At 72.5% G+C, this 14,260-nt stretch carries 14 protein-coding genes; 7 read left to right on the top strand and 7 right to left on the bottom strand.

What is annotated here, in order from left to right:
- Positions 1-2 precede the first annotated feature (2 nt).
- Both DTB53_RS09900 and DTB53_RS09895 read right to left on the bottom strand, forming a co-directional pair.
- A complete protein-coding gene (locus DTB53_RS09900) occupies positions 3-959 on the bottom strand; it encodes an SCO1860 family LAETG-anchored protein (protein ID WP_030705047.1) in 957 nt (318 codons plus the stop codon).
- Between the two features lie 306 nt (positions 960-1,265).
- Positions 1,266-2,366: an amidohydrolase family protein gene (locus tag DTB53_RS09895; protein WP_012381435.1), complete on the bottom strand. Its 1,101-nt coding sequence runs from the start codon at positions 2,364-2,366 to the stop codon at positions 1,266-1,268.
- 77 nt (positions 2,367-2,443) lie between these two features.
- Here DTB53_RS09895 and DTB53_RS09890 point away from each other — a divergent pair, with 77 nt between their 5' ends.
- The 6 genes from DTB53_RS09890 to DTB53_RS09865 all read left to right on the top strand — a co-directional run bounded on the left by DTB53_RS09890 (position 2,444) and on the right by DTB53_RS09865 (position 8,332).
- Entirely contained in the window at positions 2,444-3,550 is a 1,107-nt protein-coding gene (locus DTB53_RS09890) for a pyridoxal-phosphate-dependent aminotransferase family protein (protein WP_012381434.1), read from the top strand.
- A 308-nt stretch (positions 3,551-3,858) separates the two neighbouring features.
- Positions 3,859-4,389 (top strand): diaminobutyrate acetyltransferase, encoded by a 531-nt coding sequence (gene ectA / locus DTB53_RS09885; RefSeq protein WP_003969939.1) that lies wholly within the window; start codon positions 3,859-3,861, stop codon positions 4,387-4,389.
- A gap of 157 nt (positions 4,390-4,546) precedes the next feature.
- Entirely contained in the window at positions 4,547-5,809 is a 1,263-nt protein-coding gene (gene ectB, locus DTB53_RS09880; RefSeq protein WP_003969938.1) for a diaminobutyrate--2-oxoglutarate transaminase, read from the top strand.
- 84 nt (positions 5,810-5,893) lie between these two features.
- A complete protein-coding gene (locus DTB53_RS09875) occupies positions 5,894-6,292 on the top strand; it encodes an ectoine synthase (protein WP_003969937.1) in 399 nt (132 codons plus the stop codon).
- A gap of 6 nt (positions 6,293-6,298) precedes the next feature.
- Positions 6,299-7,192, top strand: a complete 894-nt coding sequence (thpD, locus tag DTB53_RS09870; protein ID WP_003969936.1) for an ectoine hydroxylase — start codon at positions 6,299-6,301, stop codon at positions 7,190-7,192.
- Between the two features lie 102 nt (positions 7,193-7,294).
- Positions 7,295-8,332: a VOC family protein gene (locus tag DTB53_RS09865; RefSeq protein WP_030705052.1), complete on the top strand. Its 1,038-nt coding sequence runs from the start codon at positions 7,295-7,297 to the stop codon at positions 8,330-8,332.
- On the opposite strand, the gene DTB53_RS09860 is transcribed toward DTB53_RS09865, so the two are convergent.
- Complete coding sequence (locus DTB53_RS09860) at positions 8,308-9,378, bottom strand: alkene reductase (RefSeq protein WP_012381432.1); 1,071 nt, start codon at positions 9,376-9,378, stop codon at positions 8,308-8,310. The genes DTB53_RS09865 and DTB53_RS09860 overlap by 25 nt on opposite strands.
- A gap of 152 nt (positions 9,379-9,530) precedes the next feature.
- On the opposite strand from DTB53_RS09860, the gene DTB53_RS09855 reads away from it, so the two are divergent.
- Positions 9,531-10,037 carry a MarR family winged helix-turn-helix transcriptional regulator gene (locus DTB53_RS09855; RefSeq protein ID WP_003969933.1) on the top strand — a complete coding sequence of 169 codons (507 nt, stop codon included), beginning with the start codon at positions 9,531-9,533 and terminating at the stop codon, positions 10,035-10,037.
- 16 nt (positions 10,038-10,053) lie between these two features.
- Here the strand turns inward: DTB53_RS09855 and DTB53_RS09850 are convergent, their stop codons facing one another.
- The 4 genes from DTB53_RS09850 to DTB53_RS09835 form a co-directional block, all read right to left on the bottom strand.
- The gene (locus DTB53_RS09850) at positions 10,054-11,112 is read right to left on the bottom strand and encodes an aminotransferase class V-fold PLP-dependent enzyme (RefSeq protein ID WP_012381431.1); all 1,059 of its coding nucleotides are present in this window, start codon (positions 11,110-11,112) and stop codon (positions 10,054-10,056) included.
- Positions 11,113-11,202: 90 nt separating this feature from the next.
- Positions 11,203-11,919 (bottom strand): DsbA family oxidoreductase, encoded by a 717-nt coding sequence (locus tag DTB53_RS09845; RefSeq protein WP_012381430.1) that lies wholly within the window; start codon positions 11,917-11,919, stop codon positions 11,203-11,205.
- Between the two features lie 183 nt (positions 11,920-12,102).
- Complete coding sequence (locus tag DTB53_RS09840) at positions 12,103-12,714, bottom strand: DUF1349 domain-containing protein (protein WP_003969930.1); 612 nt, start codon at positions 12,712-12,714, stop codon at positions 12,103-12,105.
- A complete protein-coding gene (locus DTB53_RS09835) occupies positions 12,711-14,231 on the bottom strand; it encodes an aldehyde dehydrogenase (NADP(+)) (protein WP_012381429.1) in 1,521 nt (506 codons plus the stop codon). Before DTB53_RS09835 ends, DTB53_RS09840 begins: the two co-directional genes overlap by 4 nt.
- Positions 14,232-14,260: the final 29 nt, after the last annotated feature.

Here is a 14,260-nt window from a genome sequence, read left to right as displayed (position 1 = left end):
TATCAGCCCCGGCTGCCGGAGCGCCTGCGCGCCAGCACCGTCGCGCCCGCGCCGACGGCCAGGAGCAGGGCCGCGCCGCCCGCGATGTACGGGGTGGTGGAGCTGCCGCCGGTCTCGGCGAGGCTGGCCCCGGTGGGGGCGGTGCCGGTGTCGGAGCCGGTCTGCGTCTTCACGTCGCCGCCCGTGGAGCCGCCGTCCGCGGAGCCCGGCTCCTCGGGCGTCTTCGGCTCCTCGGAGGGCTTCGGCGCCTTCGGGGTCTCGCAGGTCGCCTCGGCGAGGGTGACCTCGCCCTCCACCTCGGCGACGTTGAGGTTCAGCGGGTTGACCGAGACCTTGAGCCGCAGTGCCGTCGCGGCAGCCGTGCGCTCGGTGGTGACCGTACGGGACAGGTCGAGCGAGACCTCGCCGACGCCCGGCACCGCCACCCGGGTCGGCCCGCCCGCGCTGAGCGTCACCTTCTTCCCGAGCACCGCGACATGGCCGAGCACGTTCGACTCGGCGACGGGCTTCCTGCCGGTCTCGCAGACCGCCTCGGAGGTGACCTTCTCGACCTCGACGAGTGAGAGGACCGGCAGTCCGGGGACATGGATCCGGGCCTTCGCCAGGTTGCTGCGGCCCTCGGCCCGGTGCGCGTCCACCGTGGCGTTCGCGGTGGCCACGTCGGCGCGCAGGATGCTGACCGGGGCTCCGCCCTCCACTCCGTCCACGTCCACGGTGAGCGCGGTCTTCTCGGCGCTCGCCGGTGCCTGCACCTCGTTGAGCGTGACCTTGAGGGGCACCTGGACGGACTTGTCGAGGAGCGAGACGTCGAGTCCGGTACGGAGCACGACCGCGCTCGCCCGGCCCTCGCCGCCGGTGGCGGGCGTCGCCGGGGCCGCCTGCGCGGGGACGGCGGCAAGCAGGGCGACGGGGCCGGCGGCGAGGGCCAGGGCGGCGAGACGGAAGGTGTTGCTGTTCAAGATGGTGGAACCCCCACAAGAGACATGGAGCCACCGGCACAGTCCCATGGGGGACATAGCCTGCGCCGGTGGCCTCGGCTCCGTGAATCTTTACGCACTGAGGGTGAACTGACGGACACCTGGCGTGAGTTCACCCCAAAGGGGGGTTTCCGCGCGCATATTCGAATCTTTCGGCACGCGCGTTCGCAGGTGTCCCTCGTTTCACCCGCCGTGGGCCCTACCGGGCGCGTTCGCGCCGGAGCGTGCGCAGAAGTGGTTCAACGATCCGGGGCGGCATCCGTCACCGCACGTCAACTCCGTGACGGCTCACCCGATCACCCGCCCGTTCAGCACGATGTGCCGGGGGGCCGCCAGCACCCGGACGTCCGCGCGCGGGTCGTCGTCGTACACGACCAAATCCGCCGGAGCTCCCTCCTCCAGCGCGGGCCGTCCCAGCCAGCGCCTGGCCCCCCACGTGGTGGCGGAGAGGGCCTCCAGGGGCGGGATGCCCGCCTTGACCAGTTCGGCGACCTCACCCGCGACCAGGCCGTGCGCCAGGGAGCCGCCCGCGTCGGTGCCGACGTAGACGGGGATCCCGGCGTCGTACGCGGCGCGCACGGTGTCGTAGCGGCGGTCGTACAGCTGCCGCATATGGGCCGACCAGCGGGGGAACTTGGCCTCGCCGCCCGCCGCGAGGTCGGGGAAGGTGGCGATGTTGACCAGGGTCGGGACGATCGCGACCCCCCGTTCGGCGAAGATCGGGATGGTGTCCTCGGTGAGGCCGGTGGCGTGCTCGACGCAGTCGATGCCCGCCTCCACCAGGTCGGTGAGCGACTCCTCGGCGAAGCAGTGCGCCGTGACGCGGGCGCCCAGCCGGTGCGCCTCGGCGATGGCCGCCTCGACCTCGCCGCGCGGCCAGCAGGCGGTCAGATCGCCCGCCTCGCGGTCGATCCAGTCCCCCACCAGCTTGACCCACCCGTCGCCGCGCCGGGCCTCCCGGGCGACGTACGCGACGAGGTCGCCCGGCTCGATCTCGTGGGCGTAGTCGCGGATGTAGCGGCGGGTCCTGGCGATGTGCCGGCCGGCCCTGATGATCTTCGGCAGATCCTCGCGGTCGTCGATCCACCGGGTGTCGGAGGGCGATCCGGCGTCCCGGATCAGCAGGGTCCCGGCCTCCCGGTCGGTGAGCGCCTGCTCCTCGGCGGTCGCGGCGTCGACCGGACCGTGCCGGTCCAGGCCCACGTGGCAGTGCGCGTCGACCAGGCCGGGCAGCGCCCAGCCCCGGACCGTGACCGCGCCGTCGGCCCCGGGCGGCCGCTCGTAGGTGATCCGACCGCCCACGGCCCACAGCTCGTCCCGCACCTCGTCCGGGCCGACGAGCACCCGGCCCTTCACCCGCAGCACCCGCTGCTCCTCCTGATCACTCATACGCGGCACTGTACGAGGCCGTCGGTAGGCTGCCTGTGCGATTCCGAACGTCGACCGAACCCGAAGAGAGCCCCACCGTGACGCACCCCTTCCTCGACCTCCCCCCGCTCACCGCCGACCGCTTCGCGGCGATCGAGCGGCGCGTGGCCCGGCTGCTCGCCACGGAGCAGGACGTCGTCATCACCCAGGGCGAGGCGCTGCTGCCGCTGGAGGGCTGCATCCGCGGCGGCGCGCGGCCCGGCTCGACCGCGCTCAACGTGGTCACGGGCCCGTACGGGCAGACCTTCGGCAACTGGCTGCGGGACTGCGGCGCGCGGGTCGTCGACCTCACGGTGCCCTTCCACACGGCGGTCACCGCCGACCAAGTCGCCGAGGCGCTCGCCGGCCACCCGGAGATCGACTTCGTCTCGCTGGTGCACGCGGAGGCCGCGACCGGCAACACCAATCCGGTCGCGGAGATCGGCGAGGTGGTCCGGGGGCACGGCGCGCTGTTCATGCTCGACGCGGTCGCCTCGGTGGGCGCCGAGCCGCTGCTGCCGGACGCCTGGGGCGTGGACCTGTGCGTGATCGGCGCGCAGAAGGCCATGGGCGGGCCCGCCGGGGTCTCCGCGGTGTCGGTGAGCGCGCGGGCGTGGGAGCGGCTCGCCGCCAACCCGGCCGCACCGCGCCGCTCCTACCTCTCCCTCCTGGACTGGAAGGAGCGCTGGATCGACGCCGGCCGGACCGCGCTGCCGCACGCCCCGGCGCAGCTGGAGATGCTGGGCCTGGAGGCCTGCGTGGCGCGGATCGAGGACGAGGGCCCGGAGACGGTGATGGCCCGCCACGCCTCGGCCGCCGCGGCGACCCGGGCCGGGGCGGTGGCCCTGGGCGGCGGGCTGGAGCCCTACGTCCACGAGGCGCGGGACGCGGCCCCGGTGGCGACGACGCTGCGCGCCCCCGCGGGGACGGACGCGGCGGTGCTCGTCGCGGGGGCGCTGGCGGCCGACCCCGCGCTGCCGCTGGTCGCGGGTGGCGGGGCGCTGTCCAAGGAGATGATCCGGGTCAACCATTACGGGGCGGATGCGACGCGGGGCGCGGTGCTGTCCTCGCTCGCTGCTCTGGGTGCGGTGCTGGCCGACGCGGGCCTGCCGGTCGATATCGAGGCTGCCCGTAGGGCTGTTTCGGAAACCTGGCCGAGCCTCTGATATTCATAGTGTGGGAAGCTGCTTTATTAAAAGCAGCTTCCCACATTCTTCTGCCCGCTTTTCCGTCACCTAAACGGGCCAGTTTTTTCCGGCCTCGAACTTCATGATTCGGACACGTCTCGCGAGAGTTACAACCCTGTGACCGACTCCACAAGAGCGGCATTATGCCCGATTAATTCAGGACAAAGTGCAGGAAGTTGTACCCGAATCACGGCGAACCTCGCGCACGCCTGATAACAGATGAACGCCCTTCACCCAACCCTCTGCGTCGATGCAATTTCTAAATTTGCTGGGTAAATTCAATTCGCATGACCGCCGCACCAGCAGATTTTGCCCGTGCCCGAAGCGAATTCCTCAGTATCGATGCGCCACGAGTGGAGGACGGAGCCGCGATCTGGCGCATAGCCCGCGACTCCAAGGTCCTGGACCTGAACTCCTCGTACAGCTACCTGCTGTGGTGCCGTGACTTCGCCGCGACGTCCGCCGTCGCCCGTGGCGAGAACGGCGAGCCCATCGCCTTCGTGACGGGCTACATCAGGCCCGACCGCCCCCAGACCCTCGTCGTCTGGCAGGTGGCCGTCGACCAGGCCCACCGGGGCAAGGGGCTGGCCGCCGCGCTGCTGGACGCGCTGACCGCCCGGGTCGCCGCCGACCAGGGCCTGGCGTCCGTGGAGACGACGATCACGCCGGACAACACCGCCTCCGAGCGGCTGTTCACCTCCTACGCCCAGCGCCACGACGTCGCGCTGGAGAAGGAGGTGCTGTTCGACGGCGCGCTGTTCCCCGAGGAGACGCACCTGCCCGAGGTGCTCTACCGGATAGGCCCGTTCGCCGACTGAGCCGCACCGGCACCGCACTCCGGCGTACCCGACCCGTACGCCGGGCCCCACCGACTTTTCGCGCCGACCGACCGATCGGCGCGGTCCCGGCCGCATCCGTGCGGCGGGGAGCACTGGACCACTGCCCGTCACACCCCCCTCACGCAGGAGATCAGCTGTGACCATCACCCCGCCCGCCCTGAGCGTCTTCGAGACCCTGGAGTCCGAGGTACGGAGCTACTGCCGCGGCTGGCCCGCCGTCTTCGACCGCGCGCAGGGCGCCCGGCTGACCGACGAGGACGGCCACTCCTACCTGGACTTCTTCGCCGGGGCCGGCTCGCTCAACTACGGCCACAACAACCCGGTGCTGAAACGAGCGCTCATCGACTACATCGAGCGCGACGGCATCACCCACGGCCTGGACATGGCGACCACCGCCAAGCGGGCGTTCCTGGAGACGTTCCAGAACGTGGTCCTGCGCCCGCGCGACCTGCCGTACAAGGTGATGTTCCCCGGCCCGACGGGCACCAACGCCGTCGAGGCGGCGCTGAAGCTGGCCCGCAAGGTCAAGGGCCGCGAGTCCGTCGTCTCGTTCACCAACGCCTTCCACGGGATGTCGCTGGGCTCGCTCGCCGTGACCGGCAACGCGTTCAAGCGGGCCGGGGCCGGCATCCCGCTGGTGCACGGCACCCCGATGCCGTTCGACAACTACTTCGACGGCACGGTCCCCGACTTCCTCTGGTTCGAGCGGCTGCTGGAGGACCAGGGCTCCGGGCTGAACAAGCCCGCCGCCGTGATCGTGGAGACCGTCCAGGGCGAGGGCGGCATCAACGTCGCCCGCGCCGAGTGGCTGCGCGCGCTCCAGGAGCTGTGCCACCGCCAGGACATGCTGCTGATCGTCGACGACATCCAGATGGGCTGCGGCCGTACCGGCGGCTTCTTCTCCTTCGAGGAGGCCGGCATCGTCCCGGACATCGTCACCCTGTCGAAGTCCATCAGCGGCTACGGCCTGCCGATGTCGCTCTGCCTGTTCAAGCCGGAGCTGGACATCTGGGAGCCGGGCGAGCACAACGGGACCTTCCGCGGCAACAACCCGGCCTTCGTCACGGCCGCCGCCGTGCTGGACGCCTACTGGGCGGACGGCCAGATGGAGAAGCAGACCCTGGCCCGCGGCGAGCAGGTCGAGCAGACGCTGCTGGCGATCTGCGCCGAGGAGCCGACCGCGCAGTTCCGCGGCCGGGGCCTGGTGTGGGGCATGGAGTTCGAGGACCCGGCGCGCGCCTCGGCGGTCTGCGCCCGCGCCTTCCGGCTGGGGCTCCTGCTGGAGACCTCGGGCCCGCAGAGCGAGGTCGTCAAGCTGCTGCCGCCGCTGACCATCACCCCCGAGGAACTGGACGAGGGCCTGCGCACGCTGGCCCGCGCCGTCCGCGAAACGGCCTGACCCGGCACTGCCGGGGCAGGCGGAGAAGAGAGGTCCCGGGCCGCGAGGCCCGGGACTCTGCAGAGAGAAAGGCAACCGCTCACCGTGATCGTCCGATCTTTCAGTGACATCGAGAACACCGACCGGCATGTGAAGTCCGCGTCCGGCACCTGGGAGAGCAAGCGCATCGTGCTCGCCAAGGAGAAGGTGGGCTTCTCGCTCCACGAGACCGTGCTGTACGCGGGCACGGAGACCTCCATGTGGTACGCGAACCACATCGAGGCGGTGCTGTGCACCGAGGGCGAGGCCGAGCTCACCAACGACGAGACCGGCGAGACGCACTGGATCACGCCCGGGACCATGTATCTGCTGGACGGGCACGAGCGGCACACCATGCGGCCCAAGACGGACTTCCGCTGCGTGTGTGTCTTCAACCCTCCCGTCACCGGACGGGAGGACCATGACGAGAACGGTGTCTACCCACTGCTGACCGAGGAGGCCTGAACCACCATGACCACCGAAGTACGCGCCGATCTGTACCCCTCGCGCGGCGCCGCCGAGATGACCACTCCCCGCCAGGACCCGGTCATCTGGTCCGCGCCGGGCGCACCGGGTCCGGTCGCCGCCAAGGACCTCCAGGGTTACGAGCACGACGGCTTCCTCACCGTCGACCAGCTCATCTCCCCGGACGAGGTCGCCGTCTACCGGGCGGAACTGGACCGGCTGATCTCCGACCCGGCCGTCCGCGCCGACGAGCGCTCGATCGTCGAGAAGCAGTCGCAGAACGTCCGGTCCGTCTTCGAGGTCCACAGGATCAGCGAGGTCTTCGCCGGTCTGGTCCGCGACGAGCGGGTGGTGGGCCGGGCCCGCCAGATCCTCGGCTCGGACGTGTACGTCCACCAGTCCCGGATCAACGTGAAGCCGGGCTTCGGCGCCTCGGGCTTCTACTGGCACTCGGACTTCGAGACCTGGCACGCGGAGGACGGCCTGCCGAACATGCGGACGGTGTCCGTGTCGATCGCGCTGACCGAGAACTTCGACACCAACGGCGGGCTGATGATCATGCCCGGTTCGCACAAGACGTTCCTCGGCTGTGCGGGCGAGACGCCGAAGGACAACTACAAGAAGTCGCTCCAGATGCAGGACGCCGGCACCCCGTCCGACGAGGCGCTGACGAAGATGGCCGACCGCCACGGCATCAGGCTGTTCACCGGCAAGGCCGGTTCGGCGACCTGGTTCGACTGCAACGCCATGCACGGCTCGGGCGACAACATCACCCCGTACGCGCGCAGCAACGTCTTCATCGTCTTCAACAGCGTGGAGAACGCGGCGCAGGAGCCCTTCGCGGCTCCGATCCGCCGCCCCGAGTTCATCGGGGCCCGCGACTTCACCCCGGTGAGGTAGCGGCACGAACGGGTGGGACAGGGGCCGCGACGGTACGCCGTCGCGGCCCCTGTCCGCGTAACTCGCTGGACCGGAGCCCGGCCGGCCGAGAGGGTGTCCGCCATGACTTCCCACGTGCGCCACATCACGATCGACTGCGCGGACGCCTACGGGCTCGCCCAATTCTGGGCCCGGGTGCTCGACGCGCCGCTCTCCGCCGAGGACTCCCCCGGCGACCCGGAGGCGCTGGTGGAGGCCCCCGGCGCGGCCGTCCTCTTCGTCCGGGTGGACGAGAGGAAGCGGACCAAGAACCGCGTCCACCTGGACATCCAGCCGCAGGACCGCTCCCGGGACGAGGAGGTGGAGCGGCTGCTCGCGCTCGGCGCGACCCTGGTGGGCGACCACCGCAGGCCGAACGGGCGCGGCTGGGCGACGCTCGCCGATCCCGAGGGCAACGAGTTCTGCGTGGAGTGCTCCGCCGCCGAACGGGCGGCGCTCACCGGGGCCCGGCTGCCGGTGACCGCCGACGACGTGGCCTCGGCGGTGCGGCTCGCGGTGGACGTGCTGGCCGGGGCCCCGGCGGACCGCTGGGACGCGCCCGCGGGAAGCCTCGACTGGACCTGCTGGGAGACGGTGGAGCACCTGGGCGACGATCTGTTCGCGTACGCCGTGCAGTTGGGGCCGCGTACGCCTCCGCTGGACCGCGAGGTGCCCTACCGGTGGGCGCCCGAGCGGCAGGGCGGTCCGCACAACGCGGTCTTCGCCGACCGTGCCGCCGGTCCCGGCGGGCTGCTGGCCACGCTGGAGGCGAGCGGGGCGCTGCTGACGTCGATGGTGCGGACGACCCCGCCCGAGGTGCGCTCGTACCACGGGTACGGGATCTCCGACCCGGAGGGCTTCGCCGCGATGGGCGTGGTGGAGACCCTGGTGCACACCTATGACCTGGCCGAGGGCCTGGGGCTGGACTGGTCGCCGTCCCCGGCGCTCTGCGACCGGGTGCTGGCCCGGCTCTTCCCGGATGCCCCGGCGGGCGGCGACCGGTGGGCCGTACTGCTCTGGGCCACCGGTCGCGCCGCGCTGCCGGACCACCCGCGCCGTACCTCGTGGCGGTGGGACGGGCGGCCTCGCGAGGAGGGTCAGACGGCGTCGAGCGCCGGGTAGTCGGTGTACCCCTCGGCGTCGCCGCCGAAGAAGGTCGACGGGTCGGGGGCGTTGAACGGGCCGCCCGCCTTGAGCCGGGCGGGCAGGTCCGGGTTGGCGAGGAAGAGGGCCCCGTAGGAGATCAGGTCGGCGACGCCGTCGTCGATCACCGTGTGGTCGTCGGGTCCGGTGGCGCCGTCGGAGTGCACGTTGATGACGACGGTCCCGGAGAACTCCTTGCGCAGGGCGAGGGTCAGTTCCCGGATCGGGGCGGCCTCCAGGATGTGCAGGTAGGCGATGCCGAGCGGCTCGATCGCCTGCACCAGGGCGGTGTACGTGGCTTCCGGGGCGGGCTCGTCGATGTCGTTGTAGGGGTTGCCGGGCGAGATGCGCAGTGCGGTGCGCTCCGGGCCGATCTCGGCGGCGACGGCCTTGACGACCTCGACGGCGAAGCGGATGCGGGCCTCGTCGGAGCCGCCCCACGCGTCGGTGCGCAGGTTGGTGTTGGGGGCCAGGAACTGCTGGATGAGATAGCCGTTGGCGCCGTGCAGTTCGACCCCGTCGAAGCCGGCTTCCACCGCGTTGCGGGAGGCGGTGACGAAGTCGGCGACGGTGGCGTGGATCTCGGCGTCCGTCAGCTCGTGCGGCTCGACGAAGTCCTTCGGGCCGACGTGGGTGTAGACCTGCCCCTCGGCCTTGACCGGGGAGGCGCTGACCGGGACCAGGCCGTCGGGGAGCAGGACCGGGTGGCCGATGCGGCCGGCGTGCATGATCTGGGCGAAGATCCGCCCGCCCTCGGCGTGCACGGCGTCGGTGACCCTGCGCCAGGAGGCGACCTGTTCGGCGCTGTGCAGCCCCGGCGTGGTGGGGTAGCCCTGGCCCACCAGGGACGGCTGGATGCCCTCGGTGATCACGAGGCCGGCCGAGGCCCGCTGGGCGTAGTACGTGGCGGTGAGCTCGGTGGCGGTACCGCCCTCGCCGGCCCGGCTGCGGGTCATCGGGGCCAGGGCGATCCGGTTGGCCAGCTGGGTGCCGGCCAGGTCGATCGGGTCGAAAGCGGTGGTCATAAGGGCTCCCAAGAAAGTATGTGGTCGGCCAAGCATCGGCGACAGCGGCAACTGTAGCCCATTAATTGGCCGACCAAGGTAAAGTTGCGGGAAACCGTCGGGCATCATCGAGAACCGCCGTCTGCCCCACCGAGGACCCCCAGGAGCCCGCCATGACCACCGGCCGCGCCACCCCCGCGGAAGACGCCTGTACGAACGCGCCGCCCCTGACGGCGCTCAGCGGACCCGTCAGCCACGCCGTGTCCCGGGTGGCCCGGCTGCACCGGACCGCGGCGGGCAAGGCGCTCAAGGGGGTGGACCTCTATCCGGGGCAGGAGTTGCTGATGATGCACCTGTGGGACCGGGGCGCGGTCCGTCAGACGGAGCTGATCAGGGCCCTGGACCTGGACCCGTCCACGGTCACGAAGATGCTCCAGCGGCTGGAGCAGACCGGGCATGTGCGCCGCCGCCCCGACCCCGCCGACCGGCGGGCCGTGCTGGTCGAGGCGACGGACGAGAGCTGCGCGCTGCACACCGCGGTCCGGGACGCCTGGGGCAGCCTGGAGGAGCAGACGCTGGCGGGCCTCGACCCGGCCGAGCGCACGGAGTTGCTCCGGCTGCTGGCGAAGGTCGAGGAGAACCTCTGCCGGGAGACCGCGGACTGCCCGGACCGGTGCTGAGCCGCGGCCGCGCGGCTCAGGCGAGGACGTCCAGCACCCGGTCCACGTCGGCCTCGGTGTTGTAGAGGTGGCAGGAGATCCGCAGGTTCCCGGCCGGGGCGGAAACGGCGACCCCCGCATCCACCAGCTCTCCGTGACGGCCCTGGAGGCCCGGCACGGAGACGATCGCCGACTCCCCGGGAACGGATCGGTGACCGAGCCCCGCCAGCCCCGCCCGCAGCCGGGCCGCGAGCCCGGTGGCGTGCGCGTACAGGGCGTCGGCCCCCACGTCGCCGAGCAGTTCCAGGGAGTGCTCGGCCCCGTGGTACGAGAGGAAGGCGGGCGGCTCGTCGAAGCCGCGGGCGGTGGGGGCGAGGCGCTCCAGCGGGCCGTAGTTGCTCGCCCAGGGAGCGCCGGCGGAGACCCAGCCGGCGAAGAGGGGCGGCAGGGTGTCCTGCGCCTCCTCGGTGACGGTCAGGAACGACGTACCGCGCGGACAGAGCAGGAACTTGAAGCCGCCGGTCACGGTGTAGTCGTACGCCCCCGCCTCCAGCGGGAACCAGCCCGCCGCCTGGGTCCCGTCCAGCAGGGTCCGGGCGCCGTGCGCCGCGGCGGCCGCGCGGACGGCGGCGAGATCGGCCACCCGGCCGTCGGCCGACTGCACGGCGGAGAAGGCGACGAGGTCGGTCGAGGGGCGTACGGCCCCGGCGAGCCCGTCGAGCGGCGCGTACCGCACGCGCAGATCACCGCGGAGCGCGAACGGGCTGACCACGGAGGAGAACTCCCCCTCGGGGCAGAGGACTTCGGCGCCCGGCGGCAGGGAGGCGGCGATCAGGCCGACGTGGACGGTGACGGAACTCCCGGTGGCGACCCGGTCCGGGCGGACCCCGGCGATCCGGGCGAAACCCCTCCGGGCGGCCTCCACCGCGTCGAAGCTGCCCGCCCCCACCCGGCGCCCCGCGGCGTTCTCGTCGGCCAGGGCCTTGACGGCGGCGATCGTGCGGCGGGGCAGCAGGCCCCAGCTGGAGGTGTTGAGGTAGGTGACCTCGGGCGCGAACTCGACGGCTGCCGCTTGGATGGGCGCAAGGATCGTCATACGCCCACCCTGAAGCCCCCGTGAATCAACGTCAATCACGCGGATTCAGGAGGGCTTCAAAGGAACGCTTATACAGCGCGTCCGGGTGGTTCAGCCGCGCGGAACCTCGCAGGAGCCGTCCGCGTCACAGCCCGCCGCCTCCCCGCCCACGGGGGTGAGAGCGGTGACGGGGCGGTCCTTCCAGGCCTGCTCCAGCGCCTGGACGAAGACCTCCGACGGCTGGCCGCCCGAGATCCCGTACCGGCGGTCGAGGACGAAGAACGGCACGGCGTTGGCGCCCAGCTCGGCCGCCTCGCGCTCGTCGGCGCGGACGTCGTCCGCGTACGCCTCCGGGTCGGCGAGCACCGCGCGGGCCTCCTCCGCGTCCAGACCGGCCTCCGAGGCGAGGGCCAGCAGCACCGCGTCGTCGAAGACGGACCGCTCCTCGGCGAAGTTCGCCCGGTAGGCGAGGGTCAGCAGCTCGTCCTGGCGGCCACGGGCCTTGGCCAGGTGCAGCAGCCGGTGGAGGTCGAAGGTGGAGCCGTGGTCACGGCCCTCGGTGCGGTAGCCGAGGCCCTCGGCCTGCGCGTTGGCCGCGACGTTGGCCTCCATCGAGGCGGCCTCCTCGCGGGTCCGCCCGTACTTGGCGGCCAGCATGTCGAGGACCTGCTCCGTCTCCCCCTTGGCCCGCCCCGGGTCGAGCTCGAAGGAGCGGTGCACGACCTCGACCTCGTCCCGGTGGGCGAACTCCGCGAGGCCCTTCTCGAAACGGGCCTTGCCGATGTAGCACCACGGACAGGCAATGTCGCTCCAGATCTCGACGCGCATGACTCTTCTGCTCTCCAGGGGTGGCGGCGGGCACGGAGGGATCCTCCGCGTGGGGTCAGTGAGTCGAACGCGAATCCGTACCGGGTGATTCCCGGATCTTCCCGCCCGTCTCCTCTTCCTCCCACGACCGGCCGCCCCGCCCCCGTCACCGCCGCCCGTCCCCCGTGACCGCCGCGTCGCTCCTCACCGCCCGTCGCGCAGGTCCGCCACTCCCCCGGCCAGGAACGCGATCCGGTCGAAGACGGCGCCGCACCCCTCGCCGGTGGGCGACTGCACCAGGAAGCCGGCGCGGGCGGCCGACCGTTCCGTCTCGGTGCCCAGCGTGAAGACGCGGACGAAGGTCCAGGTCTCGCCGTCGGTGGAGGCGTGGAAGGCGTACGCCCCGCCGGTGCGGCTGAGGCGGAGCCAGCAGACGCCCTCCTCCACGACGAAGGCGTTGGCGTCGTCGGAGTGGCCCCGGGTCACGACGGTGCAGACGGTCGGGAGGTCCGAGGAGTGCTCCAGGCAGAGCTTGGCCCACGCGCGGTCCCCGACGTGGAGGTACAGCGCGCCCGCGTCACCGGCCGACAGCAGCCCCGGGCGCACCCGGGCCACCAGCCGGAAGTCGCCCCCGCCCACCGGCCCGAGCAGACGCGGGGCGTCGGATTCCGGGTCCAGGGAGTCGCCGGACGGCGGGACGAACAGATCCTGGCCGGGGCCGGCCCGGCCGGTCAGCACGCCGTCCGCGTGGGTCCAGCGTCCGTCGGGGCCCTCCGCGTCCAGGGCGAAGGGAAGGGTGTCCAAGTGAAGGCTCATGCGCGGCGTCCGTCCACCCGGCGGGGCAGGCCCAGCGGGTTGTCCTCGCGCAGCTCCGGTGGGAGGAGCGCCTCGGGGGTCGACTGGTAGGTGACGGGGCGCAGCCAGCGTTCGATCGCCGTCGCGCCGACGGAGGTGGAGGTGGAGGTGGTGGCCGGGTAGGGGCCGCCGTGGTGCTGGGCGGGGGCGACGGCGACGCCGGTCGGCCAGCCGTTGACGAGGATGCGCCCGGCGAGCGGGGTGAGGGCGGCCAGCAGGCGCGCCGCGTCGGGGTCGTCGCCCTCGGTGGCGGTCTGGAGGGTGGCGGTGAGGTTCCCGGGCAGCCGGGCGAGGACGGCGGCGATCTCGTCGACGGAGGTGTACCGGGCGATCACCGTGACTGGCCCGAAGCACTCCTCCAGCAGCGCGTCGTGCGGGCCCTTCGCGGCCAGCCGTGCGGCCGGCACGGTGAGGAATCCGGCGGAGACGGTGTGCTCGCCGGCCGCGCCGGGGGTGACGGGGGCGACGACGTCGGGCAGCGCGGCCCGCTCCCGTACGCCGGCGACGAAGGCGTCCCGCATGCGGTGGTCCAGCAGGACGCCGGAGCCGGTGGAGCTGACCGTCTCGGTGAGCGCCTTCAGGAGCTGGTCGCCGGTCGCGCCCTCGGGGACCAGGACGAAGCCGGGCTTCGTGCAGAACTGGCCCGCGCCCAGGGTCATCGAGCCGCCGAGCCCGGCCCCGATCTCCCCGGCGCGTTCGGCGGCTGCCGCCCCGGTGACGACGACCGGGTTGAGGGAGCCGAGTTCGCCGTGGAAGGGGATGGGGGCGGGGCGGGCGGCGGCGGCGTCGAACAGGGCGCGTCCGCCGCGCACCGAGCCGGTGAAGCCGGCCGCGCTCACCAGCGGGTGGCGGATCAGCTCGACGCCCGCGTCGAAGCCGTGCACCAGGGTCACGACGTCCTCGGGCAGTCCGGTGCGGGCGGCCGCGCGGCGCAGGACCGAGGCGCAGAGCTCGGAGGTGGCGGGGTGGTCGGGGTGGGCCTTGACCACGACCGGGCAGCCGGCGGCGAGCGCGCTGGCCGTGTCGCCGCCGGGGACGGAGAAGGCGAGCGGGAAGTTACTGGCCGCGTACACGGCGACGACCCCGAGCGGGATCTTGTAGCGGCGCAGGTCGGGCCAGGGCGGGGTGCGGGAGCCGTCCTGGTGGTCGATGTGCACGTCGAGGTAGGCGCCTTCGTCGACGACCTCGGCGAACGACCTCAACTGCGCTGCGGTGCGGGCCAGTTCACCGGTGAGCCGGGCGGGACCGAGGGCGGTCTCCGCGTCGGCCGCCTCGACGATGTGCGCCCCGGACTCCTCCAGCAGCTCCGCCGCCGCCCGCAGGAACGCGGCGCGCGCCGCGCGGTCGGCGAGGGCGTCGCGGACGGCGTGGGCCGCCCGGACCGCCCGGTCGACCTCCTCGGCGGTGGCCTCCACCGCGACCTGCTCGCGCGGGTTCCCGGTTCGGGGGTCGACACTCCAGACTGGTGCTGCGCTCACCGTGATTACCTCCCGTGGTGCGACCGTCC

The organism is Streptomyces griseus, from assembly GCF_900460065.1.
GTDB classification, from domain to species: Bacteria; Actinomycetota; Actinomycetes; order Streptomycetales; family Streptomycetaceae; genus Streptomyces; species Streptomyces griseus.
The sequence above is the reverse complement of the archived record's forward strand: the minus strand, read 5'-3'. Positions and strand labels throughout refer to the sequence as shown.

What these genes read in the sequence shown, in the direction of transcription:
- DTB53_RS09850 (WP_012381431.1), bottom strand. Translation starts at nt 11,112, where the DNA reads ATGACGATCCTTGCGCCCATCCAAGCGGCAGCCGTCGAGTTCGCGCCC.
- DTB53_RS09865 (WP_030705052.1), top strand. Translation starts at nt 7,295, where the DNA reads ATGACTTCCCACGTGCGCCACATCACGATCGACTGCGCGGACGCCTAC.
- DTB53_RS09895 (WP_012381435.1), bottom strand. Translation starts at nt 2,366, where the DNA reads ATGAGTGATCAGGAGGAGCAGCGGGTGCTGCGGGTGAAGGGCCGGGTG.
- thpD (WP_003969936.1), top strand. Translation starts at nt 6,299, where the DNA reads ATGACCACCGAAGTACGCGCCGATCTGTACCCCTCGCGCGGCGCCGCC.
- DTB53_RS09840 (WP_003969930.1), bottom strand. Translation starts at nt 12,714, where the DNA reads ATGAGCCTTCACTTGGACACCCTTCCCTTCGCCCTGGACGCGGAGGGC.
- ectA (WP_003969939.1), top strand. Translation starts at nt 3,859, where the DNA reads ATGACCGCCGCACCAGCAGATTTTGCCCGTGCCCGAAGCGAATTCCTC.
- DTB53_RS09855 (WP_003969933.1), top strand. Translation starts at nt 9,531, where the DNA reads ATGACCACCGGCCGCGCCACCCCCGCGGAAGACGCCTGTACGAACGCG.
- DTB53_RS09860 (WP_012381432.1), bottom strand. Translation starts at nt 9,378, where the DNA reads ATGACCACCGCTTTCGACCCGATCGACCTGGCCGGCACCCAGCTGGCC.
- DTB53_RS09845 (WP_012381430.1), bottom strand. Translation starts at nt 11,919, where the DNA reads ATGCGCGTCGAGATCTGGAGCGACATTGCCTGTCCGTGGTGCTACATC.